24 protein-coding genes are annotated in these 24,816 nt (G+C 66.1%); 11 read left to right on the plus strand and 13 right to left on the minus strand.

The genetic code is table 11. The annotated features are described in order from the left end of the window. Positions 1-229 (minus strand): hypothetical protein (locus tag FHS28_RS01935; protein ID WP_184294003.1); only part of this gene is annotated, 229 nt, incomplete at its 3' end. Between the two features lie 10 nt (positions 230-239). Between FHS28_RS01935 and FHS28_RS01940 the strand changes: the two genes are divergently transcribed. Continuing rightward, the gene (locus FHS28_RS01940) at positions 240-2,297 is read left to right on the plus strand and encodes a TonB-dependent receptor (protein WP_088449340.1); all 2,058 of its coding nucleotides are present in this window, start codon (positions 240-242) and stop codon (positions 2,295-2,297) included. Between the two features lie 182 nt (positions 2,298-2,479). On the opposite strand, the gene pdxH is transcribed toward FHS28_RS01940, so the two are convergent. Next, on the minus strand, positions 2,480-3,115 hold the full coding sequence (gene pdxH / locus FHS28_RS01945; protein WP_088449339.1) for a pyridoxamine 5'-phosphate oxidase: 636 nt from the start codon (positions 3,113-3,115) through the stop codon (positions 2,480-2,482). A gap of 145 nt (positions 3,116-3,260) precedes the next feature. Between pdxH and FHS28_RS01950 the strand changes: the two genes are divergently transcribed. Then, a complete protein-coding gene (locus FHS28_RS01950) occupies positions 3,261-3,920 on the plus strand; it encodes a nucleotidyltransferase family protein (protein WP_088449338.1) in 660 nt (219 codons plus the stop codon). Here FHS28_RS01950 and FHS28_RS01955 read toward each other — a convergent pair. Both FHS28_RS01955 and FHS28_RS01960 read right to left on the minus strand, forming a co-directional pair. Beyond that, positions 3,906-4,625, minus strand: coding sequence for a gamma-glutamylcyclotransferase (locus tag FHS28_RS01955; protein ID WP_088449337.1), 720 nt, complete (start codon positions 4,623-4,625; stop codon positions 3,906-3,908). The genes FHS28_RS01950 and FHS28_RS01955 overlap by 15 nt on opposite strands. A 74-nt stretch (positions 4,626-4,699) precedes the next feature. Then, on the minus strand, positions 4,700-5,647 hold the full coding sequence (locus tag FHS28_RS01960; protein WP_088449336.1) for a DMT family transporter: 948 nt from the start codon (positions 5,645-5,647) through the stop codon (positions 4,700-4,702). A gap of 140 nt (positions 5,648-5,787) precedes the next feature. Here FHS28_RS01960 and edd point away from each other — a divergent pair, with 140 nt between their 5' ends. Then, complete coding sequence (edd, locus tag FHS28_RS01965) at positions 5,788-7,608, plus strand: phosphogluconate dehydratase (protein ID WP_088449335.1); 1,821 nt, start codon at positions 5,788-5,790, stop codon at positions 7,606-7,608. 20 nt (positions 7,609-7,628) lie between these two features. Then, positions 7,629-8,264 (plus strand): bifunctional 4-hydroxy-2-oxoglutarate aldolase/2-dehydro-3-deoxy-phosphogluconate aldolase, encoded by a 636-nt coding sequence (locus tag FHS28_RS01970; RefSeq protein ID WP_184294005.1) that lies wholly within the window; start codon positions 7,629-7,631, stop codon positions 8,262-8,264. A gap of 69 nt (positions 8,265-8,333) precedes the next feature. On the opposite strand, the gene arsC is transcribed toward FHS28_RS01970, so the two are convergent. Continuing rightward, the gene (arsC, locus tag FHS28_RS01975; RefSeq protein WP_088449746.1) at positions 8,334-8,756 is read right to left on the minus strand and encodes an arsenate reductase (glutaredoxin); all 423 of its coding nucleotides are present in this window, start codon (positions 8,754-8,756) and stop codon (positions 8,334-8,336) included. Between the two features lie 47 nt (positions 8,757-8,803). After that, positions 8,804-9,568: an exodeoxyribonuclease III gene (gene xth, locus FHS28_RS01980; protein WP_088449334.1), complete on the minus strand. Its 765-nt coding sequence runs from the start codon at positions 9,566-9,568 to the stop codon at positions 8,804-8,806. 266 nt (positions 9,569-9,834) lie between these two features. Between xth and FHS28_RS01985 the strand changes: the two genes are divergently transcribed. From FHS28_RS01985 to FHS28_RS02000, 4 genes are all read left to right on the plus strand, one after another. Next, complete coding sequence (locus tag FHS28_RS01985) at positions 9,835-10,242, plus strand: type II toxin-antitoxin system RelE/ParE family toxin (RefSeq protein WP_088449333.1); 408 nt, start codon at positions 9,835-9,837, stop codon at positions 10,240-10,242. A gap of 8 nt (positions 10,243-10,250) precedes the next feature. After that, entirely contained in the window at positions 10,251-10,685 is a 435-nt protein-coding gene (locus FHS28_RS01990) for an XRE family transcriptional regulator (protein ID WP_088449332.1), read from the plus strand. A 202-nt stretch (positions 10,686-10,887) separates the two neighbouring features. Then, positions 10,888-11,964 (plus strand): glycosyltransferase, encoded by a 1,077-nt coding sequence (locus FHS28_RS01995; RefSeq protein ID WP_088449331.1) that lies wholly within the window; start codon positions 10,888-10,890, stop codon positions 11,962-11,964. Next, positions 11,957-12,895 carry a glucosamine inositolphosphorylceramide transferase family protein gene (locus FHS28_RS02000; RefSeq protein WP_088449330.1) on the plus strand — a complete coding sequence of 313 codons (939 nt, stop codon included), beginning with the start codon at positions 11,957-11,959 and terminating at the stop codon, positions 12,893-12,895. The genes FHS28_RS01995 and FHS28_RS02000 overlap by 8 nt, the downstream gene beginning before the upstream one ends. Before the next feature lie 83 nt (positions 12,896-12,978). Here FHS28_RS02000 and FHS28_RS02005 read toward each other — a convergent pair whose 3' ends face one another. The 3 genes from FHS28_RS02005 to FHS28_RS02015 form a co-directional block, all read right to left on the minus strand. Further along, positions 12,979-14,955 carry a secretin GspD/PilQ domain-containing protein gene (locus FHS28_RS02005; protein WP_184294007.1) on the minus strand — a complete coding sequence of 659 codons (1,977 nt, stop codon included), beginning with the start codon at positions 14,953-14,955 and terminating at the stop codon, positions 12,979-12,981. Between the two features lie 727 nt (positions 14,956-15,682). Beyond that, a complete protein-coding gene (locus FHS28_RS02010; protein ID WP_088449328.1) occupies positions 15,683-16,261 on the minus strand; it encodes a DUF4337 domain-containing protein in 579 nt (192 codons plus the stop codon). A gap of 130 nt (positions 16,262-16,391) precedes the next feature. After that, positions 16,392-16,901, minus strand: coding sequence for a dihydrofolate reductase (locus FHS28_RS02015; RefSeq protein ID WP_088449327.1), 510 nt, complete (start codon positions 16,899-16,901; stop codon positions 16,392-16,394). A 238-nt stretch (positions 16,902-17,139) separates the two neighbouring features. Here FHS28_RS02015 and FHS28_RS02020 point away from each other — a divergent pair, with 238 nt between their 5' ends. Both FHS28_RS02020 and FHS28_RS02025 read left to right on the plus strand, forming a co-directional pair. Then, positions 17,140-18,345, plus strand: coding sequence for a PrpF domain-containing protein (locus FHS28_RS02020; RefSeq protein WP_221193666.1), 1,206 nt, complete (start codon positions 17,140-17,142; stop codon positions 18,343-18,345). 5 nt (positions 18,346-18,350) lie between these two features. Then, positions 18,351-19,310, plus strand: coding sequence for a hypothetical protein (locus tag FHS28_RS02025; protein WP_088449326.1), 960 nt, complete (start codon positions 18,351-18,353; stop codon positions 19,308-19,310). A 23-nt stretch (positions 19,311-19,333) separates the two neighbouring features. Here the strand turns inward: FHS28_RS02025 and FHS28_RS02030 are convergent, their stop codons facing one another. Next, on the minus strand, positions 19,334-19,933 hold the full coding sequence (locus FHS28_RS02030; protein WP_088449325.1) for a hypothetical protein: 600 nt from the start codon (positions 19,931-19,933) through the stop codon (positions 19,334-19,336). Positions 19,934-20,210: 277 nt separating this feature from the next. On the opposite strand from FHS28_RS02030, the gene FHS28_RS02035 reads away from it, so the two are divergent. Next, a complete protein-coding gene (locus FHS28_RS02035; RefSeq protein ID WP_088449324.1) occupies positions 20,211-20,972 on the plus strand; it encodes a CPBP family intramembrane glutamic endopeptidase in 762 nt (253 codons plus the stop codon). A 105-nt stretch (positions 20,973-21,077) separates the two neighbouring features. Here FHS28_RS02035 and FHS28_RS02040 read toward each other — a convergent pair whose 3' ends face one another. The 3 genes from FHS28_RS02040 to FHS28_RS02050 form a co-directional block, all read right to left on the minus strand. Further along, positions 21,078-21,968 (minus strand): CPBP family intramembrane glutamic endopeptidase, encoded by an 891-nt coding sequence (locus tag FHS28_RS02040; RefSeq protein ID WP_088449323.1) that lies wholly within the window; start codon positions 21,966-21,968, stop codon positions 21,078-21,080. 45 nt (positions 21,969-22,013) lie between these two features. After that, complete coding sequence (locus tag FHS28_RS02045) at positions 22,014-22,823, minus strand: thymidylate synthase (RefSeq protein ID WP_088449322.1); 810 nt, start codon at positions 22,821-22,823, stop codon at positions 22,014-22,016. Positions 22,824-22,885: 62 nt separating this feature from the next. Next, positions 22,886-24,709, minus strand: a complete 1,824-nt coding sequence (locus FHS28_RS02050) for an ABC transporter transmembrane domain-containing protein (RefSeq protein WP_088449321.1) — start codon at positions 24,707-24,709, stop codon at positions 22,886-22,888. Between the last annotated feature and the right edge of the window lie 107 nt (positions 24,710-24,816).

Raw genomic sequence — 24,816 nt, forward strand, 5'->3', positions numbered from 1 at the left:
CCACTGTATCCACCGCATCGAGCGCATCCACCGCATCCACCGCATCCACCGCATCCACCGCATCCACTGTATCCACCGCATCGAGCGCATCCACCGCATCCACCGCATCCACCGCATCCACCGCATCCACTGTATCCACCGCATCGAGCGCATCCACCGCCTCGACCTCCAGGGCCTCCGCAAGCTCCGCGACGTCACAGGCATCGTCCGCCGCCTCCACGGCATCCACGTCGACCCCGGTGGCCGCAACCTCCTCAGACGCCTCTGCCGCCGCAGCGGTCACCGCTGCAGACTCTGCCGACAGCGGCTCCAACGCCAGCGATGGCGGCAGTGCCACCACCAAACCCCGGCAGAAGCAGAAGCTGCAGCCGGTCGTCGTCACTGGCAATCCGCTGGGTCTGCGCGACCTGGTCACCCCCGTCCAGACCCTCAGTGGTGACGCCCTGACCCTCAAGCGCGGCGCCACCCTCGGGGACACGTTGGAGGACATGTCCGGCGTCGGTTCCACCTACTTCGGCCCCAACAGCAACCGCCCGACCATCCGTGGCCTCGATGGCGACCGCGTCAAGATGCTGAGCAACTCCGGCGCCTCGGTGGACGCGTCCAGCCTCAGCTTCGATCACGCGCTGCCGGTGGATCCGCTGGTGCTCACCCGTATCGAAGTCCTGCGCGGTGCGGCCGCCCTTCAATACGGCGGCAACGCCATCGGCGGAGTGGTCAATACACTGGACAACCGCATCCCCCGCGCGCCGCAACCCGGCATCAATGGCGCGGCCGAAGTGCGTCTGGGCGGTGCGTCCAATGAATACGGCGGTGCGGCGGTGCTGGACGGCGGTACGCAGCAATTCGGCTGGCACGTCGATGCGGCCGATCGCCACGCTGACGATCAGCGCGTGCCGCGTTTCACCGACAACGAAGGCACCACGAGCACGCACGTCCGCAACTCCGACAGCCACAGCCGCAGCGGCGCCCTGGGCGGATCGTTCTTCTTCTCGGACGGTTTCGCCGGGGTGTCAGTGGAGGACTATCACACCCAGTACGGCGTGACGGTCGAGCCGGATACCCGCATCGAAATGCAGCGTCAGCGCATCGCCACCGCCGGTGAATGGCGCAACGTGGCGCCCGGCGTCGCCCGGGTGCAGTGGCAGTTCGCCAGCAGCCGCTACAAGCATGCGGAAGTGGAGGGCGACGGTGCCATCGGCACCACCTTCCAGTCGGACGGCAAGGACGCCCGCATCGAAGCCCAGCATGTGGCCGTGCCCCTGGGCAGCGGCGAGCTGCAGGGCGTCGTGGGATGGCAGTGGGAAAACAGCGACTTCTCCGCCCTCGGCGACGAAGCCCTGGTGCCCAACACGACCACCCGCAACGGCGCGCTGTTCCTGATCGAGAACTTCAAGTCCGGTCCCTGGAGCCTGCAGGCCGGCGCCCGGTCGGAGCGGGTGACGGTGTCGTCCACTGGCGGTGACGAAGACCGCTTCGGCGCGCCCACCTCCAAACGCTTCAGCCCGAAGAGCTTTGCGCTGTCCGGCGCGGTGGATGTCGGCCGGGGCTTCAGCCTGTCCAGCAGCGTGAGCAGCTCCGAGCGAGCTCCGACGTTCTATGAGCTCTTCGCCAACGGCGTGCACGTGGCCTCGGGCGCGTTTGAGATCGGCGATCCGTCCTTGCGGCCGGAGAAGGCCAAGTCCGTGGATCTGGGTCTGCACTGGCAACAGAATGGCGCCAAGTGGGGCGTGCAGGTTTATCAAACCCGCTTCTCCAACTTCCTCGCCATGGACGCCAACGGCGACACCCGCACGGAGATCAATGACGCCGGTGAGGCCGAATCGATTCCGGTCTATGTTTATCGGGGCGTCCGGGCGCGCATGCATGGCGTGGAACTCGAAGGCCGTCAGCCGTTGCCGTCGGTGGCCGGCTGGGACCTGACCCTGGGCACGACGGTGGACCTGGTGCGCGGCACCAATCGCGACACCGGTCAGCCGCTGCCGCGTCTGGCACCGGTGCATGGCACCCTGTCGCTTCAGGGCGAGAGCGGTCCGTGGATGGTGCAGGCGGAACTGCGCGCTGCGGCGCGTCAGAATCGCGTGGCCGAGTTCGACACGCCCACCGCGGGTTACGGCACGCTGCGGCTGAATGTTGCCCGGCATTTCGACCTGGGCAGCTACGACGCGCTCTGGTATGTGAAGCTGGATAACCTCGCCAACAAGCTGGCCTACAGCGCCAGCAGCGTGGCCACCATCCGCGACCTGACGCCGCTGCCGGGCCGCAGCATCTTCACCGGCGTGCAGGTGAAGTTCTGATCCGCTGACCCCAAGGCTGCCGGCACCACGATGAAGCTGGACCGTGGTGCTGGCCGGTCGCCGGTGGCCGGTCGCCGGTGGCCGGCGGCCGGCGGCCGGTGGCGGTGGCCGACGGGAGAAGGAACGTCCTCAGGAGCGCCCGGAAAACCCCTGGGATGGCCGAGGGAAGCCCCAGCGAAGGCTTATGGTGCCAGCCGCTCCCGCACCCACTGCCCGTTCACCAGCCTGTAGCACAGGCGGTCATGCAGGCGAGACTTGCGGCCCTGCCAGAACTCCCACCGGTCGGGCTTCAGCCGATAGCCACCCCAATGCGGCGGCCGGCTGGGGCTCAGGCCGTGCTGGGCCGCAGCCTTGGCGGCATTGGCCACCAGCACGGCGCGGCTGCTGATCACCTGACTCTGCGGCGAGGCCCAGGCCCCCAGCCGGGAATCCAGCGGACGTGAAGCGAAGTAGGCATCCGACTGCGCCGGGTCGACCTTCTCCACCTGGCCTTCAATCCGCACCACCCGCTCCAGCTCCACCCAGTGGAACTGCAGGGCGGCAAACGGATTGCCCTCCAGCTGCTGCCCCTTGCGGCTGTCATAGTTGGTGTACCAGACAAGGCCCCGTTCATCCATGTCCTTGATGAGGACAATGCGGGTGGACGGTCGCCCGTCCGGCCCCACGGTGGCAAGGGTCATGGCGTTGGGTTCGGGCACCTGGGCGTCCATGGCCTGTCGCAGCCAGTGCTGGAATTGCAGCAAGGGCTCGGAGGCGGAGGCGTTTTCGTCGAGCTCGTCCCGTTCGTAGCTCTTTCGGAGATCGGCAAGTTTGTCCATAGGGCTGAAGTATGGGGCGAATCCTTAGGTAAAGCTCCCAGTCGTGAAACTCCGGGTGTGATGATGCGCCCCGGGCAGGCATGCTGGGATCAACTGATCGCCAAAGAGTCAGCCGCAGCGAGGAATCAACCTGAAGGAAGTACGCATGGATCAGCGACGACCGGCTGTCGTCGTGCTCGCGGCAGGACGAGGCCAGCGCTTTCGCGGCGAGGGTCACAAGCTCGAGCAGTTGGTGGGTGGGGAGACGGTGTTGGCTCACACCCTGCGCCAGACGATGGCCTCCGGATTGCGTTATTTGGTGGTGACGTCCACAGCGCTGGCACCGCTGGTGCGGCGCCATGTGGCCGAGCGTGACATGCTGGTGCTGCCCACGCAGGACCGCCTGGGACGCCCCGCGCCGGTCGGCATGGGACATTCAATCGCGGCCGGCGTAGCCGCCACCGGGGACGCGCAGGGCTGGCTCATCGTGCCGGCGGACATGCCGCTGCTGCAGACCAGCACGCTGCTGGCCGTGGCACGGGCGTTGGAGCACGACCCGATCGCCTATGCGCAGTACGATGGCCAGCGCGGCCATCCCGTGGGCTTCAGCGCCGAGCTGTTCTCCGAGCTGACGGCCCTGCAGGGGGACGAGGGGGCCCGCAAGCTGCTGGCCCGATTTCCGGCGCAAGCGGTGGATGTGAACGACCCCGGCGTGCTGGTGGACGTCGACACGGTGGAAGATCTGGCGCGGGTGGTGTCGGTGCATCCGGCGGTGCCGGTGCCGGCCTCGGCGCGCCACCGGCTGCGGCCGTCAGAGTCCGTGTGAACGCGCGAGCGCCAGCTGGTGTTCCAGGGAACGGTCGTGAATGCCATGCTCACGCAGGCAATGGACCGCGCGCTCCAGATAGTCCAGGGTGGTGCCGTAGCGGCCACGGGCATGCCGCAGGATGTGCAGCAGCCGGTCGTCCGGCAGGTCGCCGGCCCATCCCGGGCTTCTGCGTGACAGGGTGAAGGCGAGGGCGCGATGCTCGCCCACCGGGCTGAAGCAGGGCAGCCAGCGAGGCACATAGGTGCCCACCACCATCTCCCGCAGCCAGAGTCGCTGCAATTCGGCTTCGGCGCGTTCGGGTGGGATGCGGTAGACCAGACCCTTGCAGCTGCCGCCGGACAGCAGGGTCATGACCAGGCCGGGCACCTCGGCGCTGCCGCGGTTCACCAGTGAGCGCAGCCGCAGCGCACGGTGATAGCCCTGGACCTTGGCCACCAGCGTGTCCGCCGGCGCGAAGCCCGGGTTCCACATCAGCGAACCGTAGGCAAAGATCCAGAGGCCCTCGCTGCGGTCCCATTGCTGCTGGAACTGGGTGAGCCAATCGCGGCTGTGGGCGGGCAGGTCCTCCACACGCGCTCCCGCGAGCGGATCGCAGGCGGGATGTCCGGGCGCAGGGGCGGCCGTCTGGGCGGCCGTCTGGGTTGCCTTTGGGGCTGCCTCCTGGGCGGCCACACCAGCGGTTGCATCGGGCGCATTCAACATGCCCTTGATCCTGCCACAAGCACCGCCCGCCCGTCCTCAGTTGGACACACTCCGAGCGGGGGTGACACAGGAACTCACCGCTGTTGCGCACCTCGCACAGCCGGCGTGCTGCGCGCCAGCCAGACGCCGAACACCGAGAGCCCCATGCCGACGATGGCCAGTCCGCTCAGCGTTTCGTGAAACAGCGCCCAGGCGATGACGGCGGTGGTGGGCGGCGTCAGATAAAAGAGGCTGGCCACGTTCACCGCACTGCCGCGGCGGATCAGCAGATTCAGCAGGCTCACCGCGCCAATGGACAGCACCAGCACCAGCCAGCCCAGGGCAAAGAGGAAAGACGGCGTCCAGTGCACCGTGGTGTTCTCCGTGGCCAGCGCCAGTGCAGCGGTGATGCCCAGGCACGGCAAGAACTGGATGACCGCGCCTGTGCGCAGGTCGAAGGAGGGGCAAAAGCGTTTCTGGTAGAGCGTCCCTGCGGTGATGCCCAGCAGCGCCAGCACCGCCGGCACCAGCATCGTCACCAGCGCGTGGGAGGGCACCGAAGCCGTCTTGGCCGCCACAACGAGGCCCACGCCGAGGAACCCGAGCGTCAGCCCCGTCCATTGGGCCGGCCGTACCTGTTCACCCAGCACCGCGCGCGCACCCAGCGCGGTCACCACCGGCTGAAGGCCGACCACCAGCGCGGTGATGCCGGCCGGCAGCCCGTGGCTGATGGCGGTGAACACACCGCCCAGATACACCCCGTGGACCAGCAGCCCCGACACCGCAATATGCCCCCAGGCCCCGGAGGCTTTGGGCCAGGGCGCGCGTGTCACCGCGACGATCACGCCCATCAGCACGATGACCGCCGCATATCGCCACGCCAGGAAGGTCAGCGGCGCCGCATCGGGAAGGCCGAACTTCGCACCGATGAATCCGGTGCTCCAGAGCAGCACGAACAGCAGCGGATACAGCGCTTCAACGGCGGGCCGGGTGGCAGCGGGCGGCGGGACAATCGTCCCGGTAACAGGGCGGGAATCAGGCATGCCCCGAGTGTGGCCGAAAAGCATGGGCGACCGCCTTGCCCCGTAATCGTTCCGTACCCGGAAAAACGCTCCAAGCCCATGGCCCGAGCGTGTAATATGGTTACCAATACAACCCAAACCGAGTTACATCGGCAGCAGGCATGAACAAGACGCTTCTCGAGGTTACGGCACGCATCCGTGCCCGCAGCGCCGCCAGCCGCGAGCGCTACCTGGACCTGATTGACCGCATGTCGCGCCGCCAGCGCGGCGTGCAGCGCATGGGCTGCGCGAACGTCGCCCACGCGGTGGCGGCGTTGCCGGAGAACGACAAGCTGCGCATCGTCGCCGAGAAGGCGCCGCATCTGGGCATCGTCACGGCCTACAACGACATGTTGTCGGCACACCAGCCGTATGAAACCTATCCCGCGCTGATCCGCGACGAAGTGCACCGCCAGGGCGCGACCGCCCAGGTCGCCGGCGGTGTGCCCGCCATGTGCGACGGCGTCACCCAGGGCACGCCCGGCATGGAGCTGAGCCTGTTCTCGCGCGACACCATTGCGATGGGCACGGCGGTGGCCCTCTCGCACGATGTGTTTGATGGCGCGCTGCTGCTGGGCATCTGTGACAAGATCGTCCCGGGCCTGCTGATCGGCGCCTTGCACTTCGGTCATCTGCCTTGCGTCTTTGTGCCGGCCGGGCCGATGAGCTCCGGCCTGTCCAACAACGAAAAGGCCAAGGTCCGCGAGCTGTACGCCCAGGGCAAGGTGGGGCGCGAGGAGCTGCTCAAGGCCGAGTCCGCGGCCTATCACGGCGCCGGCACCTGCACCTTCTACGGCACTGCCAACAGCAATCAGATGCTGCTGGAAGCCATGGGCCTTCATGTCCCCGGCGCCGCATTCGTGCATCCGCATGACGGTCTTCGCGAAGCGCTGACGCGGGAAGCCGTGCGTCAGCTGCTGGGCATCATTCCGCAGCGCGACTACCGTCCGATCGGCCGTGTGGTGGATGAGCGCTGCATCGTCAACGCGATGGTGGCGCTGCTGGCCACCGGCGGCTCGACCAATCACCTGATCCACTGGGTTGCCGTGGCCCGCTCGGCCGGCATCCTGATCGACTGGAGTGATTTCTCCGATCTGTCCGCGGTCGTGCCGCTGCTGGCCCGGGTGTATCCCAATGGCAGTGCCGACGTGAACCAGTTCCAGGCCGCAGGCGGGCCCGGCTTCGTGATCAACGAGCTGCTCAAGTCGGGCGCCATGCATGGCGATGTGCTGACCAGCGTGTCCGGCCAGTCGCTGAGCGCCTATGCGCGCCTGCCCGAACGTGCCGAAGACGGCAGCGTGACCTGGCGCGACATGCCCGAGACCAGCAGCGACGAGACCGTGCTGCGCACTGCGGCGGCACCGTTCTCGCCGACGGGTGGCCTGAAGCTGCTCGCCGGCAATCTCGGTCGCGCGGTGATCAAGGTGTCCGCCGTGCCGGAAGACCGTCACACGGTGGAGGCGCCGGCCCGCATCTTTGACAGCCAGGAAGCCATGCAGGTGGCCTTCAAGAACGGCGAGCTGGAACGGGATGTGGTGGTGGTGGTGCGCTTCCAGGGCCCGCAGGCCAACGGCATGCCGGAACTGCACAAGCTGACGCCCCCGCTGGCCGTGCTGCAGGGCAAGGGCTTCAAGGTGGCGCTGGTGACCGACGGTCGCATGAGCGGCGCGTCCGGCAAGGTGCCGGCGGCCATTCACGTCAGTCCGGAGGCTCTGTCTGGCGGTCCGCTGGCCAAGCTGCGCGACGGTGACCGGGTGCGGGTCTGCGCCACCAGCGGTGAACTGACCGCGCTGGTGGATGAGGCCACCTGGGCGGCCCGTGAGATCGCCCAGATCACGCCAGAAGCCGTGCGTGACAACGGCGAGGGCCTGGGCCGCGAACTGTTTGCCGGCATGCGCCGCAATGTCTCCAGCGCCGAAGAGGGCGCGGTGACCTGGCTGTAATTCGACAAGGACAAGACTTCATGAGTGAGACTCTGGATACCCTCAGCCTGGCCCAGCATGGCCCGGTGATTCCCGTCATCGTCATCGACAAGCTCGAACATGCGGTGCCGCTCGCCAAGGCTTTGGTGGCCGGTGGTGTGAAGGTGCTGGAAGTGACGCTGCGCACGCCGGTCGCGCTGGACGCGATTGCGGCCATCGCCAAGGAAGTGCCGGACGCCATCGTCGGTGCGGGCACGCTGCGTACGGCGGCGGATGCGGCTGCGGCCAAAAAGGCGGGCAGCCGGTTTGCGGTCAGCCCCGGCTTCACGCCGGAACTGGCGCGGGCCTGCGAGGCCCAAGGCCTGCCGCTGCTGCCGGGCGTGTCGACCGCCAGCGAGGTGATGATGGCGGCGGATGCCGGTTATCGGTTCCTGAAGCTGTTCCCGGCCACGGCCGTGGGCGGCACCACGCTTCTCAAGGCGCTGGCCGGTCCGTTCCCGGACATCGCCTTCTGCCCGACCGGTGGCATCACGGTGCAAACGGCGCCCGACTTCCTGGCACTGCCGAACGTGAAGGTCTGCGGCGGCTCGTGGCTGACACCCGGCGATGCGGTCAAGGCCGGCGACTGGGAGCGCATCACGCGTCTGGCAAGGGAGGCCGGCGCCCTGCGCGGCTGATCGGCGGCTGACCGGCGGCTGATCGGCGTCGGGGACGGGTTGAGGGTCAGCGGAAGGATCGGCTTGGGGTTAGCCCCGGCGGATCCCGCTGTCGATGACCACGTCCCCGTCTTCCTTGGTGAAGGCGGGCAGGGGGCCCACCGGCAGCAATTCCAGCACCCGTTCGGACGGGCGGCACAGCGCTGTGCCGAGCGGCGTGACGACCACCGGCCGATTCATCAGGATGGGGTTGGCGGCCATCGCATCAAGCAAGGCCTCATCTGACACGGACGGGTCATTCAAGCCCAGCTCCGCCGCCTGGGCTTCCTTGCCGCGCAGCATCGCCCGCACGGGTTCACCGGTGGCGGCCACCAGCGCCCGCAGACCTTCCTTGTCCAGCGGCGTCTTCAAATACTCAATGACGGTCGGTGCCAGCCCCGCGTGACGGATCAGCGCGAGGGTGTTGCGGGACGTGCCGCACTTGGGGTTGTGATAGATGACGATGTCACTCATGGCGTCGGGTTCCCGTCCGGTCATTCCACTCGGTTCGCTCAGTTCAGTCAGTCCAGCGTGACGATGACCGGCGCGTGATCGCTCGGGCGTTCGTTCTTGCGCGGAGCCTTGTCGATGACGCAGGCGGTGACGCGTGGCTTGAGCGCTTCGCTCACCAGAATGTGGTCGATGCGCAGGCCCTGGTTCTTGCGGAAGGCCAGGTTGCGGTAATCCCACCAGCTCCAGCTCTTGGGCGGTTGCTCGAAGAGGCGGAAAGCGTCCACCATGCCGGCGGCCAGCAACTGCTGGAAGTGCTCCCGCTCCTGCGGTGTGCAGTGGATCTGCCCGGCCCAGGCGACGGGGTCGTAGACATCGCGATCTTCCGGAGCGATGTTGAAGTCGCCCATCAGCACCAGGTTGGGGTGGGTCTTGAGCTCTTGCTGCACCTGCGCGCGCAGGCCGTCCAGCCAGGCCATCTTGTAGACGAATTTGTCGCTGTCGGGCGCCTGACCATTGGGGAAGTAGGCGCCGATCACACGCACGCCGGCCAGGGTGCCGGAGATGACGCGGGCCTGCTCATCGGCATAACCGAGGATGTTGCGGGAGACGTCGGTGGCGGCTTCCTTGCTGATCAGGGCCACGCCGTTGTAGGTCTTCTGGCCGAACCACTGGACCTGGTAGCCGGCGTCCTGAATCTCCTGGGCGGGGAACTTGTCATCGGTCAGCTTGGTTTCCTGCAGCACGATGGCATCGACCGGATTGGCGGCCAGCCAGTCCAGTAGCTGAGGCAGCCGCACGGCGAGGGAGTTGACGTTCCAGGTGGCGAGTTTCATGAGGGTCCGGGCAGAGATGCGCGCGCGGGGGAGGGCGCGGGGTGCTCATGGTAGCTGAGTGCTCAGCCACCCTGACGGTTGCGTGCAGCGAGGGGCCCTGGCCAGGGGCCACGCCGCAGGGTGAGGGTCGCCCTGCCGCGAGAGGCCGCTTATCCCCGTCATTGACCACTGATGGAAGGAGGTGCGGTTGCGACTTCCGGTCATTGACGCACGAGGACGGTCGTTTCAAAGTTATCAGTCCCTGGTGATATCATCCGGAGGCGATTTTGGTTGAAGCGGGTCACTGGAAGGTCGAATTCCATGACGATTTCGAGAAGGAGTTTGAGGCCTTCACCGTCGAGGTTCAGACCGAACTCCTTGCGAGCGCGAAAGCCGTTCAGCGCCTGGGGCCGAAGGCGGGCCGCCCCCACGTGGCAACGCTTGCAAATGCCCGGCATCCCAACATGAAGGAACTGCGATTCAATGCGCATGGAGCCACTCAAGTCTGGAGAGCGGCCTTTGCATTCGATCCCGATCGCCGCGCAGTCGTTCTCGTTGCTGCGGACAAGCAGGGACTCGACCCCACGCGGTTCTACAAAGAACTTCTCAGGAAAGCGAATGACCGGTTTGATCGCCACTTGGCGAGCTTCAAGAACGACAGGCCGGTGTCAACCATAGAACCTGCAGGAAACTAGGAGCACCGATGGGACGCCAGATTGACGACATCATTTCAAGTCTGCCCCGCGAGCGGCGGGAGAAGATCGATGAACTCGCGCAACAAAAGGTGCGTGACATGGTGGCCCATGCGCGCACGCTCAACGACTTCCGGAGGGCCGTAGGCAAGACGCAAGCCGAGGTGGCCAAAGAGTTGGGAATTGGACAAAACGCTGTGTCTCAACTCGAGCGCCGATCTGACACCTATGTTTCCACGCTTCGAGGTTTTCTGGGGGCGCTCGGCCTGACCTTGGAAATGGCAGTGGTTGCGAAGAACGGCGAGCGAATCAGCCTTCCAAACTTCCGCCCCTGGGAAGCGTCAATGGACGACAGGCCACCCGCACCAAAGCGGGCCCCGGCGAAGCGTGCCCAGACGGCCAAACGCCAGAGCACGTCATCAGGCAAGAAGGGACTTACCACGTAGTTCCAGGTGAATGCCTCGTCGCGAGTGACACCCTATCGTCGCCCGTCTGCGCATTCCTGCCCTCCAGTGTGATCAGTGCGTCCTGACTGCACGCTGTTGCGTCATCCCGTGCACAAGCCCTCAACTCAGGGAAACAACTTGGTACGTTAACGATTGTGAAGCCGTACACTTCGTAAATTACGACGTACGTCTCAGAGTTTTCATGGCGCGGCTTCGAATCGTTCATGCGGTGTTTTCTTCCAAACTGGCGGGAGGCGAACAGCATTGCGCAGACCTCGCCAATGCGCAGGCGGAACTGGGCCATGAGGTCCACGTCGTCGGTCCCTGGGGCGCGCAGGTGGCCCATGCGCTGAATCCACGCGTGCGTTATCACGGCTTCCGATTCCCGGTGCTGCGCGGCCTGCGCCTGCGACGACTGGCGCAGTCGCTCGGTGCGGACGTGGTGCACGGCCATCTCGGGCCGGCCTGCAAAGCCACCGCTTGTGCCACTTCGACGCTACGCATCGGCACCCTGCATGTGGGTTACAAAACCCATCATCACGCCAAGATGGATGGGCTGATCTGCGTCAACATCAAGCAGGTCGATACGCTCAGCGCCTTTCACCGCCCGCATCGCGTCATTTACAACTGGGCGCCGGATCGCTCTCACTGCACCCAAGCCCATCCTGGCAAAGAGGGCGCATTGCGCACGTCTTTGGGCATTGCAGCGACGGCGCCGGTGGTGGTGTCCGTCGGACGATTGCATCCGTCCAAAGGCATGCATTCACTGATTCAGGCTTTCCAGACGTATGCGCCGCCGCAAGCCCATCTGGTGCTGATGGGCGAGGGTCCGCAACGGCAGGAACTCGAAACACTCGCCGCCGGCGATCCCCGCATTCATCTGGTCGGCTTCCGCTGGGATGTGGATGCCTGGCTGACCGACGCGAACCTCTACGTGTCCGCCTCGCTTGAAGAGCAGTTCCCGCTGTCGATGCTGGAAGCGATGCGCGCCCATTTGCCCATCGTGGCCACTGCCACGCAAGGCGCGTGCGAAATGCTGACGCCGGCACAGTCGGCCATCGTCCCGATCGGTAACATCCCGGCCATGGGCCAGGCCATCGCGAATGCATTGATGCCGGGCGCCCAGGGCGTTCAACATCACATTCATTACGACATGAGCCGGTTCGACCGTTCCACCGCCGTCAGCGCCACCGTCGACTTCTACCTCGAAGTCCTGCGGGCCCAGCGCACCCTACAAACTTCCCAGCAAGGCAGGACGCTGGAAGACGCGCGTGCTTAAACGCCCGAAGACGGATTTCTGGACCGTCGGCGTGGTTCCGGCACCCATCGCCGAACTGACCCCTGAACGCCTTCATCAGCTCCGCGACCGTATTCAGTGGATGCCGCTCGCCGGCCCCTGGCAGTACTACGCCGATCCTTTCGGGCTGCGGGAGGGGGAGCGTCTGCATGTCTTTGTGGAGCATTTCCACTATCGCAACAAGAAGGGTGAGCTGCACCGCCTCACGCTGGACCTGCGCACCGGCCGTTGGTCTGAACCGCAATGCGTGTTGGAGTTGGCCGGCCATCTGTCCTACCCCTTTGTGTTCTCGCATGAAGGGCAGTTGTGGATGGTGCCCGAATGCAGTCAGGCCGGCGAGATCGCCCTGTATCGCGCCGATGGCGGCGCCGACGATCCGACCTCCGCCTGGACCCGTGTGAGTGCGTTGCTCCCTGGCGTCCCTGGGGTGGATGCGTCGCTGATTCATCACGGCGGCCGGTGGTGGATGTTCTATGCCGTCATTGGTCCCGGAAAGAAGGACCAGCGCGAATTGCATGTCGCCCATGCGGAGTCGCTGCACGGTCCCTGGACGGTGTCGGCGGCCAACCCGGTATTCACCGCGGAATCCGGCGCCCGACCGGGCGGCACGCCCTTCGTGGGAATGGACGGCCTGGTGCATCTGCCGGTGCAGGATCGCACCCACGGCTATGGCTCCGGTGCGCGGTTGCTACGCGTTGACGAACTAACGCCTTCCAGCGTGAAGGTGGTCGATCCGGGCAGCCGCTACACCGGCGACCTGGTACATCCCGACTATCCCGATGGCCTGCACACGCTGTCTGCCTGCGGGGACCTGACGCTGATCGACGTCAAACGCATCGACCGTTCGCGCGGACGTACGGTGCTGGACATGAAGCGCCGCTGGCGGCGCGCGCTACAGCGCGTGATGCCCTGATCGCCGCAGGACTGCCCCGCATCGGGCGCTCCGGGCACACCCTGACTTTCCGCGGGGCCGATGCTCCGTCGCGTACTGGCGCATCACGGCTGCGACGTCGCCGCCGCATCCTTGGTGGGAGCCAGCGCTGGCGGCGACGCGTCCTGCAGCATCTCTCGCACATTCGCCGGAAGCGCCTGCTGCCGTGCGCGGATCAGGTCATAACGATCCAGCGTCAGCCGCTCGGCGGCGTCGTCGTCCAGCATGATCACCGGACGCAGAAACACCAGCAGGTTGGTCTTTTTGCGGGTGTGACTGCGGCTGCTGAACAGCCCGCCCACCAGGGGCAGCTTTCCAAGACCGTAGAGATGGTCCGCATCCGCGGTGTCGCTGTCTTCGATCAGGCCGCCCAACACGATGATCTTTCCGTCCTTCACCGTGACCGTCGATTCCACCGACCGCTTGTTGGTGGTCGGTCCGGCATTGGTCGTTCCCGGCGTGGTGGTGGACGAGACCGATGACGACTCCTGATAAATGGTCAACCGGATGCTGCCGTTGGGCCCGATCTGCGGCCGGATGCGCAGGGTGATGCCGACGTCCTTGCGTTCGATGGTCTGGAAGGGCGAACTGCTGGCGCTGGTGGTCGTGTAGGAGCCGGTGACGAAGGGAACGTTCTGCCCCACGACGATCTTGGCTTCCTCGTTGTCCAGCGTGACCAGATTGGCGGTGGAAAGGATGTTGGTGCCGGACATCGACTCCAGCGCATTCACCACCGTGCCCAGCGTGATGTCGGTGGTGGTGGTGCTGATGTTGAAGATCTGCTTCCACTGGATGCCCACGTCCAGCGCCTTGCTCGCGTCGACCTCGACGATCAGCGACTCCACGTAGACCTGAGCGCGGTTGGAGTCCAGCAGGTCCACCACCGCAGCGAGTTCGCGGAAGCGCGGTTCCGAGGCAGTGACGATCAGCGCATTGGTGGCCGGGTCCGCCTGGATGAAGCCTCCGGTCGAGGGTTCGGCCGTGGCCGACACCGGCGCCGTCGCCTGCTTGCTGGAGGTGCTGCTGTCCGACCCGCTGCCGGCACTGCCACTGCTGCTGCCACCGGACACCGACGCGAAGGCGGTGGTCGCGCCGCTGGAGCGGCCGCTGCTGCTGGTGCCGCCGCCGCTCTCGGTGGCATTCAAGCCGTTGTTGGTGTCCTGCGCGGAGAATGCTGCCCGCAGCACCGAGGCCAGTCGTGTGGCCTCCGCATGCTTGAGGTAGATCACATGGATGCTGCTGCCCGCAATGCCGTTGTTGCCGGGCTTGTCCAGTCGCGACACCAGCGCGCGGATGGCCTGCAGGCGTGCCTGGCTGGGTGCGCGGACCAGCAGGGCGTTGCTCGTGATGTCGGCATAGACCTGGGCAGACCCACTGCTCGTGCCCGTGCTGCCGCCATTGCCCATATTGCCTGCGGACGCGTTGCCGCCGGCCGCCGTGCCGGCCGAGCCGCCCTGTGCCCGCTGCACGCCGTCCACCATCCTGGAGACGATCTGCGCGACGGTGGCGGCCTGCATGTGCTTGAGCGGAATGACTTCCACATCGGTCGCACTGGGGGTGTCCAGCGCGGCGATGATGGCGGCCAATCGGGTCTGGTTGTCCGCATAGTCGGTGATGACCAGCGAGTTGTTGCCGGCATTCACATTGATGGTGTTGTTGGCGGTGATCAGCGGGCGCAGCACCGCCACCAGATTGCTGGCGTTTTCATATTGCAGCTGAAAGATGCGGGTGACGATCTGGTCCTGTCCGCGCGGTTCCGTCCCGGCGACGACAGTGCCGGACTGCACCTTGGCATCCCCCTCCGGGACGATCTTCAAAAGACCGGCGCTCTCCACCACGGCGTAGCCCAGCCCGCGCAGCGTGCTGGCGAAGTACTGGTAGACCTGCGGGCGGGTCAGGCCTTCGTCGCTGACCAGGGTCATCTTGCCCTTGACGCGCGGGTCGACCAGGATGGGGCGGCCCAGAATCGCAGCCACGGCGCGCGCGACCGCATCGACATCCGCATCGACGAACTTGACGACCGCGAGGGAGGTGGTGCCCATCGCCGGCGCGGGCGCGGCGCGACGCGCAGCCGAGGCCCCCTTCGGCGCGGGTGTCCTGGACCAGGTGGCGCTGCCGCTGTCCGGGTTTCGAGTGGGCGCAGACGCGGGCAAGGAGGAGGGCGAGGAGGAGGGCGCTGTTTTGCGGGCGCTCGCGGTCTCGGCGGACGGACGGGTCTCGGCGGACGCGCCGCTCTCAGCAGGTTCACGGGCCTCAGTGGCCTGGGCCAGAGCGGGGGGACGTGCACGGCCCGTCGGCGCCGCAGCCCAGAGTGTGGGCGTCACCATCAGCGCCGTCGACATCGCCAGTGCTGGCAAGCAACGGATCGACGCCATGAGCCGGTGGAGCCGGTTGAGCCCGATGCACCGGATGGTGCGGATCGAGCGGATCAACCGAACGGCGCAGTTTGACGGGAGGGCGGAGGCGCGCCGGGCAGACCGTGCGATCCGTGGGCGCCGGCGGCGGGGAGCGGGGGCAGTGGGCTTCAACGTCTCGAGGTGCGGTCAGCGTTCGCCCGCGACATCGGGCGATCAGGCTGACCATTTCAACAACGCAGGGTTGCTGCGCAGTTGCCTCAGAGACGAGAGTTGTGAAGCGAAGCCGGTGAAAGCGCAGGTCGCTGACACAAGGCGGTCAACAGGCCGGCACAGGCGGCGTGCTCCCGTCTGCCGCATGTCAACGTTGACACGCGGCAGCGCCGGTGGACGCAATCGCCGCGGAGGCGTGCACTCAGAGGTGCAGCCAGGCGGCGATGCCCAGGCCCACCCCCACCACGCCCACGCCGATGGTGGCGTATTCCATCCAGCGGCGACGGGTCAGGAGCGCGATGGCCGCCAGCGCAATGCCGATCTGCAGCGCCGTGGTCGCCTGGGCCCAGCGGTGATGCAGGTGCATCTGCTCTTCACTGCGGTGATCCCATTCCAGCGACTGGGCTTCCAGCTTGTCTGCCTTGGCCTTGATCTCGTTCTTCTCGGTCTCGTACCGCGCGGCCTTGTCCCGGTACTTCAATTTCTGCTCGTCGGTGGGAGCGAGTTCCACCGCCAGCTCTGCCAGGCTCTGCTTGCTGCTCTTGGCCTGGAAGTAGTTCCATTGATTGGCCGCCTCGGTCTTGGTGATGGCCGCGTTGTTCTTGTAGAGGCCGGCATTGGCCTGCGTAGCGCCGCCCATGTAGCTGAAGAACGCGCCGACGGTGGCGAGGATGGCGGTGATGACCGCGAGCTGGCCGCCAAGGCCTTTAGGCTCGTGCTGGGCCGCATGCTCCAGTTCGTGGTCATGCGGGCCGTGGACGTGGAAATGACTGCCGGACATTCGGGCTCCAGGGAAAAGTCAGGGGGATCAGAAGGCGATCTGAACGGAATCGGAACAGATTTGGGACGGCGCTGGCGTGTTGGAGTGCAACCAAGCTGCCGGTGGTGCAGGGTTCACTGCGGCGGCCGATTCAGCGCCGGATTCGCTCATAGCGGACGAAATCGAAATGCCAGCCCTGACCCTGCGCCGCGTCGCTGAGCTGGCGCTCCCGCGACGTCGCGTGGAACTCGGCGGAAGAGACGGGGGGGAAAAACGCGTCCGCCTCGAACTGGTGATCGATCTCGGTCAGTTCCAGCGTTTCGGCCAGAGGCAGTGTCTGGGCGTAGATCTGCGCGCCCCCCATGACATAGACGGTTTCATCTGCAGCGCAGGCCGCCAGCGCGGCGTCGACCGAAGCGAACACCTCGGCGCCTTCCAGCGTGAGGCCCGCCTGACGGGACAGCACCAGGTTGCGGCGTTGCACCAGCGGGCGGAAGCGGGCGGGGATCGAGTCCCAGGTCTTGCGGCCCATCAGTACCGTATGTCCCACCGTCAGGGCCTTGAAGCGGGCCATGTCCTGCGGGAGGCGGCAGAGCAGTTCATTGTCCCGGCCAATGCCTCGCGCACGGTCCAGCGCCGCGATGAGGATGAGATGAGGCATGAGAGACAACTCCACAGTGACGCCAATGGCGGAAAACGAATGGCGGAAAACGTACGGCGATTTTAGGGGGCTGCACGTCCTCGAGCTGTGACGTCTGGTCAACGATTTGGGGGGGCATCACCCGCAGGGAGAGCGGGGGAACTGCCGAGCGGGTGGCCGGCAAGAGCGCTTGCGCACGACTTGAGTAGACTCGCCACTCGGTCCCTGCTGTTTCCGGTCCTGCGCCGGGCTTTCCGCGATGTTGCTGCCACGCCCACGATTCCGCCACGCCACCTGGGAGTTTCCGGTGCATCACATGCGGGGTGGCACGTCCACCGGCCTCGTTTTGTGGACGCGCATCGCACCGGCGGAGGAAGACCTGCGGGAAGAACTGCTGAGGCACCTGATGGGCGTGCCGATGGACGGTGAACATCCAGGAAACCGGCAGACGACGGGGTTGGGACGCGGCACCGCCACCAGCAACAAGGTCTTCTTCGCCGACGTCGAAACGATGCCCGAAGGTCCCCGGCTGGTGAGCACCCTGGCCCAGCTCGCGTCGGACCATGGGCGGGTCGATTGGGGCGTCAACTGCGGCAACATGTCGTCCGCCTTGCAGCTGTGGGCCGTGGACTCCGAACTCAGCGTCGTCCGCACACCCGGCCCGCATCTGCTGGAGATCCACAACACCAACACCGGCGTGCGCACCACCTCGCGCATGGCGCTGGCCGACGACGGCACGTGGAAGACTGCGGAGATCCCGGGTGTGATGGGGCGGCATCCTGCGGTGGATCTGTTTTTGCATGCGCCGGCAGGTGCCAAGACGGGCCGGCTTTTGCCGACCGGTCAGGCGATGGAGGTGATCGATGGCGTGTCGGTCAGCTGCGTGGATGTGGCGGTGCCCATGGTCATCATCCGGGCCAGTGATCTGGGCAAGACGGCGCAGGAGCCGATGCAGGCCTTGACCGCGGATGTCGACTTCATGGGGCGCCTGCGTCATCTGTGGGTCGAGGCCGGTCTCCGCATGAGCCTGCGGCGAAAAGACGGCGTGCTGATGTCGGCGGAGGAACTGGCGCGCAGTGAGACGATTCCGAAGGTGTGCATCGTCGGAGCGGCCCCCCACCGATCTGCCGATCTGGCGGTCCGTTATTTCACACCGCAGACCGGCCACGCTTCCCTGGCAGTGTCCGGTGGTTGCTGCCTGGCGTCGGCGACCTTGATTCCCGGCACAGTCGCCCATGCCTTGGCGCCGAAGACGGTCTCTGCTGCGTTGCGCGAATATGTGGTGAATATTGAGAACCCAGCCGGCGTGCTGTCGACCACCGTCGTGGCCTCCATAGACAGCGCGGGCGTGACGATTGCGTCGGCAGCATATCAACGCAGTGCCCAGGTATTGATGAGGGGTTGGGTGCCGCTCCCTGCGGCGTCTGACCGACTGAAACAAGCCTTGGCCGCCGTGGCGGCCTGATCGTCATGCATGTGGAAAACACCGCACAGGGCGCACAGGGCGCACACGCCGATCATGCCGCCCCTGCCACCCGACTCGGGAGGACGGTTTCAGCATGCCTGATCGCGGTATCCGCGCTGTCTGCACTGGCGTCCGGCCCGGCGCTGGCGGAAGAAGAGACCCGCGACGCCAAAGCGGTGACATTCGCCTTCCAGTTCCAGACGCTGCCCGCCACCGCGTGGCCGGCGGATGCGCCGCCCATCCGTTTCTACTTCAACCCCGGATCGTCCGCCCCCGCCTGCGGTCTGCTGCTCAGCAGCACGCAGCGGCTCGTTCCCCTTGTTGAACCCGACGACGGCAGCGACTTTCCCCAATGCACGGGCGTCACTGCCGGGAGGGTGTTGGTGCGGGACACCCAGCGCTTCTACCTGCTGCGCGTCCAGCAGAAAGACACTCGGGAAGACAGTAGCGTGCAGGACGTGTTGCTGGCGCAGCAAGGGGATCGGGTAGTGCAGACCGATGGGCTCTTAACGTCCGCCGCCCCGATGCCGCCCAAACCGATCAGCCAGGTGGCTGCGTGGCTGCGGGCCCAATGGACCCTGGACGCGGAGGGTCGCCGGGGCGCTCACCCTTTGCCCGAACACACGGCGACCACATCCGGAAGCTATCTGGCGCTGTCCCTGAGCCCGCCAGGCACTTGCCGGTTGGCGATCGGCAGCGCAGAGCTGGATGCGCCCGTGCTGACCGTCACTCACCCCTGCGCACGCGTGCTGGCAACGTCGGCGTTTCAGCAGGGGGCGAAGGCCTGGTTCGTGGCCCTGATCGATGAAGCGGGACAGGGGGCGCAGGCGAAAGTCTTCGAGATGCAGGGCAGGGACGCGCGCGAGAGGCCCGAGATGGCGGCTGCCCTGCGCGGCCCTGCGTCCGAGGGCAAGATCCTGCCGGTGCGGCAGGCCTTGCAGAAACTGGTGGCGGCAGGTCGCTGAGGGCAGCCCCTGCCGCTGCTCACTCAGTTCTTGACGGCGGCGTTGTGCTTCTTGTTGTAGATGCGCGCGCTTTGATGGTTCTCGGCGTGCTGGATGTTGCGCTGCTCGCGGGCGCTGATGTGACCGTCGGCGGCGGCGTGAGCTTCACGCGCATCCACATGGGACTGGCCGCGCTCCAGACCGGCCGCTTCACGATTGGTCAGGCTGCCGCTGGCGACGCCCTGGTTGATCCGCTTCTCCTGCGCAATGTTGCGCTGCACATCGGCCTGCGCCCGCTGCGATGAGGCGGACAGCGGATTGGCGTTGACGCCGTTGTTGTTGGCCATGCGGATGTCGCGGCTGGCCTTGTCCTGCGCGGCGGTGACCTGGGCACGCTCGGCGGCGGTCATTTTGCCGTCCTTCAGGACCTTGGCCTCCAGGTGATCCACGCGGGCTTCATCGCTCTGCAGCCGGGCGTTCTCCCGCGGGGTGATCGTGCCGTTGCGCAGACCGTTTTCGATGCGCTGTTCCTGCTTGACGTCGCGCTGCGTGGTGGTGGCGGCGTTGGTTTGTGCCGATGCCGCAAAGCTGCTGCCGAAGGCGGCGGTGGCGATCAGGGCAGTGACGAGAAGGTTGCGGTTCATGGAGAGGCTCCAGAGTGTGTCGGTGTCGAGATAACGGGTCTGCGGAAAAGTCCGATGACCGTTTCGACAAACATCACTTGCAGTTGCAAGTTGTTTACCGAGCAGCAAAGGAAGGCGCCGGGCCGCTGTGCGTGCGCTTTCCTTTGCGGCGATGGTGTAGCTTTCAGGTGCCGCATCAGAAGGATGAAAAGTGCGGGATGATGACGCTCCTTTCCGCGCGCGCTCGACGCGCCTCTTCAGGCCTGCCCCTGTGACGACGCCAGCTTTGAACCCCCGATTGCACCCGCACGCCGTCAAGGAAGTGGTCGCCAGCGTGGCCGTGCTGGCCGTTCTGCTGTTTGGCCTGAAAACGGTCGGGGCGCTGGTGGCCGGGCAGATGGGGTGGCGGCCCGCTGCGGGGGATCTGCTGGGCGGGGTGCTGTCCTGCATTGGAGCGATCCTGCTCTACCGGTCGCTCGGTGTTGGCGGGCGGATCGCATCTGGCGTTAGCGCCGCACCATTCATTGCCACCCCGCCCCCGATCTCGATTCCGAATTCGGCGACCCCGAGCCCGACGTCCACGCGGACACCAACACCAACGCTGACGGGTAGGCCGACGCATCACGTCCAGAGTCTCGGCTTGGTCTGCCTCGCCAGCGGCCTGCTACTGGTGATGCATCTCGTGGCGATCAAGGCTTCCACGGTGTCGGCCTGGGCGCCGCTCACCGCGTTTCATGCGAGGTGGGAAGTGGCAGCCTATCTGATGTCTTTCGGTGTGCTGGCGCCGATCTGTGAAGAGACCCTGTTCCGGGGATATCTCCAGCGACGGGTCACCGCCGCGGCGGGCGTCATCTTCGCCATTGCGCTGTCGTCGGTACTGTTCGGCATGGCGCACTGGGCGTCGATGATCACCATGATCTTTGCCGGTCTTTTCGGGCTGGTGCTCAGCGTCTATCGCGCATTTGGCGGCTCGCTGGCGGTGTGCTGCGCCATTCACGCAGCACACAATCTGGTCGTCTATGGCGACAAGTATTTCTTCGGGTATTTCGTTCGGAGTTGATGGGACGCCCTGGTCCTTGCTCCCACATGGACCCAGCACCAGATCCGGAACGACCAGAGAGGCTGACCTACATCCGCGACCGCCGGGCAGCCCGGCGCTGGCGTCTCACGCCTTCAGCGGATAGGTGAACAACACAAAGTGCAGTGCGTTCACGCCAAAGTGGACCAACACCGCAACTTCGATGCGCCGTTGCCAGTGATACGCCACGGCGTACCCCAGGCCGGCCACCGCGGCGACGACGATCATGCCAAGCCCCCCACCCGCATGGACGGCGCCGAACAGCAGGGCAGAGACGACGATGCCAAGACCCGTGGGAACGATCGTGTGAATGCGCTGCGGCATGACCGAGCGCGCCCCTGTCGCCAACTTATCCTGCACCATCACCCGAAACAGCGCTTCCTCTGCCACGCAGGTGAGCAGCAGATTCGTCACCAGAAACTGCAGGGTCTGCGGTGGCCATTTGGGATCCCAGCGGATCATGCCCAGCGCTACCGCCAGGCCCAGCGCCAGACCGGCCACCGCCACCGTGAGCAACAGCGTCGACCCAAGCGTCCGGGCGACCGCGTCCTCGCGCCGCAGGCGAGGCGCGAGCAAGGCGAGCAGCACCAGTCCGACCGAGCCTTTGTCGAAGTTCAGATATTGCGTGAAGGGCCGCGCATCCTCCGAGAACCGGACGGCGTCGATGGCGATGGGGTTCCTGAATCCCGGCACGGCATGCAGGCACAGCGCCCCCACCAGCAGCAAGAGCGCCGCGAACACCAGTCCTTGGAGGGCTGGGCGCGTCTGGCGCCCCAGCGTGTCAGCCAGCAGCACCAGCATCGCCAGCGCTGCGGCCCCCGTCACGCTCACGACACCCTGCAACAACGCCAGTCCGATCGCGGCGGCATACAGCACCAGCCATGGTGCCACCCGCCATCCCCGCGCGCGATTCACCGGCACCGAAGGCAGCCAGACCGCCACGATGGACAGCAGCAACAGGACGAACGGCGCCGGCATGGTCAGCGAAGGAGCGGCGACGGAGGCCGTCCGGCGCCCACGGAATCAGACCGCCACCGGCGCCTTGATCGGCGCGTGGTGCTGATAGTCCTGTAGCTCGAAGTCCTCAAAGGCGTAGTCGAAGATCGAGTCCGGACGGCGCTTGATGTGCATCGTCGGATAGGGAAACGGGTCGCGGCTCAGCTGCGTCTGCACCTGCTCAAAGTGATTCGCATAGATGTGGCAGTCGCCACCGGTCCAGATGAAGTCACCCAGCGCCAGATCACATTGCTGCGCCAGCATCATCGTCAGCAGCGCATAGCTGGCGATGTTGAAGGGCACGCCCAGGAAGATGTCCGCGCTGCGCTGATACAGCTGGCAGGACAGCTTGCCGTCCGCCACATAGAACTGGAAGAACGCGTGGCAGGGCATCAGCGCCATCTGGTCCAGATCCGCCACATTCCACGCACTCACGATGATGCGGCGCGAGTCTGGATTGGTCTTGAGCTGCTGCACCACCTGGCTGATCTGGTCAATGTGCCCGCCGTCAGGCTTGGGCCAGTTGCGCCACTGCACGCCATACACCGGGCCGAGGTCGCCGTCTTCGCGCGCCCATTCGTCCCAGATGGTGCAGCCGCGCTCCTGCAGCCACTTCACATTCGAATCCCCACGCAGGAACCACAGCAGTTCCAGAATGATCGACTTCAGGTGCACCTTCTTGGTGGTCACCAGCGGGAAGCCCTCGTTCAGATCGAACCGCATCTGATGGCCAAAGACGCTGCGCGTGCCGGTGCCGGTACGGTCGCCCTTGGTCACGCCATGCTCGAACACATGGCGCATGAAATCTTCGTATTGGTGGCGGACAGGGCGATTCATCGGCGGGTCAATGACAGGTCGGGGGGATCGCGCGGGCGATCAACGGCACATTCTAGTGGGGCTCAATGGTTGAACTGCAGCGCCGCCAGTCGGGCATACAAGCCGCCCTGCGCGACCAGTTCCGCATGCCGGCCTTGCTCCACGATCCGCCCCTGGTCCATCACGATGATGCGATCCGCCCGTTGCACCGTCGCCAGCCGGTGGGCGATGACCAGCGTGGTGCGGTCCCGCATGGCTTCGTCCAGCGCTTCCTGCACCAGGCGCTCGCTTTCTGCATCCAGCGCGCTGGTGGCTTCGTCCAGCAGCAGCAGCGGCGCGTTCTGCAGCATGGCACGTGCGATGGCAATGCGCTGGCGCTGTCCGCCGGACAGCCGCACGCCGCGCTCGCCGAGGAAACTGTCGTAGCCCTGTGGCAGTTGTTCGATGAACTCGTGGGCGTGGGCGGCCCTGGCGGCGGCCACCACCTCGTCGCGTGAGGCCTCCGGCCTCCCATAGCGGATGTTGTCCAGCGCCGTGGCCGAGAAGATGACGCTTTGCTGAGGCACCAGCGCCATGCGCGCCCGAAGCTCGGCCAGCCGCACACGGTCCACCCGCACGCCATCCACCAGGATGTCGCCGTCCTGCACATCGTAGAAGCGCTGCAGCAGTTGCAGCACCGTGCTCTTGCCGGCGCCGCTCGGGCCCACCAGGGCCACGGTCTCGCCGGGGGCGATGTCCAGGTCGAAAGTGCTCAGCGCGGCCCGGTCCGGACGGGACGGGTAATGGAAACGCACCTGCCGGAACTGGACATGGGCAGGACCTTCCACCGGCGTCATCGCCAGCGGAGTGGCCGGATCGGCAACCGGAGAACGGGCGGCCAGCAGTTCCATCAGGCGCTCGGTTGCACCCGCGGCGCGCAGCAGATCGCCCCAGACCTCAGCCAGTACCGCCACGGACGAGACCAGCAGAATCACGTAGACGACGGTCTGGCCCAGGTGACCCGCGCTGATGTGCCCGGCCATGACCGCCTGGGTGCCTTGATACAGGCCCCAGAGCAGGGCCCCAAAGGTGGCGGTGATGATGAACGCCACCAGCAGCGACCGCACCTTGGTGCGCTTGCGGGCGGTGTCGAACGCCGCTTCGCTGGCCACACCAAAACGTGCCGCCTCGCGGTCTTCCTGCGCATGGGACTGCACCACCGAGATGGCATTGAGCATTTCGGCGGCGATGGCGCTGGTGTCCGCCACCCGGTCCTGGCTGGCGCGGGACAGGCGTCGGACCCGGCGGCCGAAGAACATCGCCGGCAGCACCACCAGCACCAGAATGCCCATCACCTGGCTCATCACCCAGGGGTTGGTGGCAATCAGCAGCCCGACCGCGCCGAGCCCCATGATCATGTTGCGCAGACCCATCGACAGGCTGGAACCCACGATGTTCTGAATGACCGTGGTGTCCGTTGTGATGCGACTGATCACCTCGCCGGTCTGCGTCGTCTCGAAGAATTCGGGGCTCTGGCGCAACACATGCGCGTACACCGCACTGCGAAGGTCCGCACTGACGCGCTCACCCAGCCAGGTCACCGCGTAGAACCTCAGCGCCGAGAACACCCCCAGTGCCGCGCCCACGGCGAACAGTCCGAGGAAGTGCTCGCGCAGCGCCATCATGCGGTCGCCCGGGTCGGCGGAGATCAGGCCTTGGTCGATCAATTGGCGCAGGGCCAGCGGGAAGATCAGCGTCGACACCGCCGCCAGGATCAGGAACAGCACCGCCGCGGCGATCCGTCCCTTGTAAGGCCGCAGGAACGGCCAGAGCGCCGGCCACATGGCCCGCAGGGGCGGGCTTTGAGCAGGCACGGCCTTGGTGGGCGAGACAACAGAAGCAGGGGCGGCGGCAGGTTGGGCGGACATCGGCGCAGTGTAGGGGCAGGCCCGTGACGGATCGCACGGACCGGTCAAAGCGGAGTATCTCAATAACCCTCATCTTTTCAGGTCTTTCAACACAAGTCCATGGCACG

It is taken from the genome of Roseateles terrae (assembly GCF_014192155.1).
GTDB lineage: Bacteria > Pseudomonadota > Gammaproteobacteria > Burkholderiales > Burkholderiaceae_C > Roseateles > Roseateles terrae.

Bases quoted from the DNA above. Each gene is read 5' to 3' on its own strand.
- FHS28_RS02020 (WP_221193666.1), top strand. From the start codon at position 17,140: ATGTTGCTGCCACGCCCACGATTCCGCCACGCCACCTGGGAGTTTCCG.
- FHS28_RS01950 (WP_088449338.1), top strand. From the start codon at position 3,261: ATGGATCAGCGACGACCGGCTGTCGTCGTGCTCGCGGCAGGACGAGGC.
- FHS28_RS02050 (WP_088449321.1), bottom strand. From the start codon at position 24,709: ATGTCCGCCCAACCTGCCGCCGCCCCTGCTTCTGTTGTCTCGCCCACC.
- xth (WP_088449334.1), bottom strand. From the start codon at position 9,568: ATGAAACTCGCCACCTGGAACGTCAACTCCCTCGCCGTGCGGCTGCCT.
- FHS28_RS01990 (WP_088449332.1), top strand. From the start codon at position 10,251: ATGGGACGCCAGATTGACGACATCATTTCAAGTCTGCCCCGCGAGCGG.
- FHS28_RS02040 (WP_088449323.1), bottom strand. From the start codon at position 21,968: ATGCCGGCGCCGTTCGTCCTGTTGCTGCTGTCCATCGTGGCGGTCTGG.
- FHS28_RS02010 (WP_088449328.1), bottom strand. From the start codon at position 16,261: ATGTCCGGCAGTCATTTCCACGTCCACGGCCCGCATGACCACGAACTG.
- edd (WP_088449335.1), top strand. From the start codon at position 5,788: ATGAACAAGACGCTTCTCGAGGTTACGGCACGCATCCGTGCCCGCAGC.
- FHS28_RS02030 (WP_088449325.1), bottom strand. From the start codon at position 19,933: ATGAACCGCAACCTTCTCGTCACTGCCCTGATCGCCACCGCCGCCTTC.
- FHS28_RS01970 (WP_184294005.1), top strand. From the start codon at position 7,629: ATGAGTGAGACTCTGGATACCCTCAGCCTGGCCCAGCATGGCCCGGTG.
- FHS28_RS01995 (WP_088449331.1), top strand. From the start codon at position 10,888: ATGGCGCGGCTTCGAATCGTTCATGCGGTGTTTTCTTCCAAACTGGCG.
- FHS28_RS02005 (WP_184294007.1), bottom strand. From the start codon at position 14,955: ATGGGCACCACCTCCCTCGCGGTCGTCAAGTTCGTCGATGCGGATGTC.
- FHS28_RS01955 (WP_088449337.1), bottom strand. From the start codon at position 4,625: ATGTTGAATGCGCCCGATGCAACCGCTGGTGTGGCCGCCCAGGAGGCA.
- FHS28_RS02015 (WP_088449327.1), bottom strand. From the start codon at position 16,901: ATGCCTCATCTCATCCTCATCGCGGCGCTGGACCGTGCGCGAGGCATT.
- pdxH (WP_088449339.1), bottom strand. From the start codon at position 3,115: ATGGACAAACTTGCCGATCTCCGAAAGAGCTACGAACGGGACGAGCTC.
- arsC (WP_088449746.1), bottom strand. From the start codon at position 8,756: ATGAGTGACATCGTCATCTATCACAACCCCAAGTGCGGCACGTCCCGC.
- FHS28_RS02025 (WP_088449326.1), top strand. From the start codon at position 18,351: ATGCATGTGGAAAACACCGCACAGGGCGCACAGGGCGCACACGCCGAT.
- FHS28_RS02045 (WP_088449322.1), bottom strand. From the start codon at position 22,823: ATGAATCGCCCTGTCCGCCACCAATACGAAGATTTCATGCGCCATGTG.
- FHS28_RS01960 (WP_088449336.1), bottom strand. From the start codon at position 5,647: ATGCCTGATTCCCGCCCTGTTACCGGGACGATTGTCCCGCCGCCCGCT.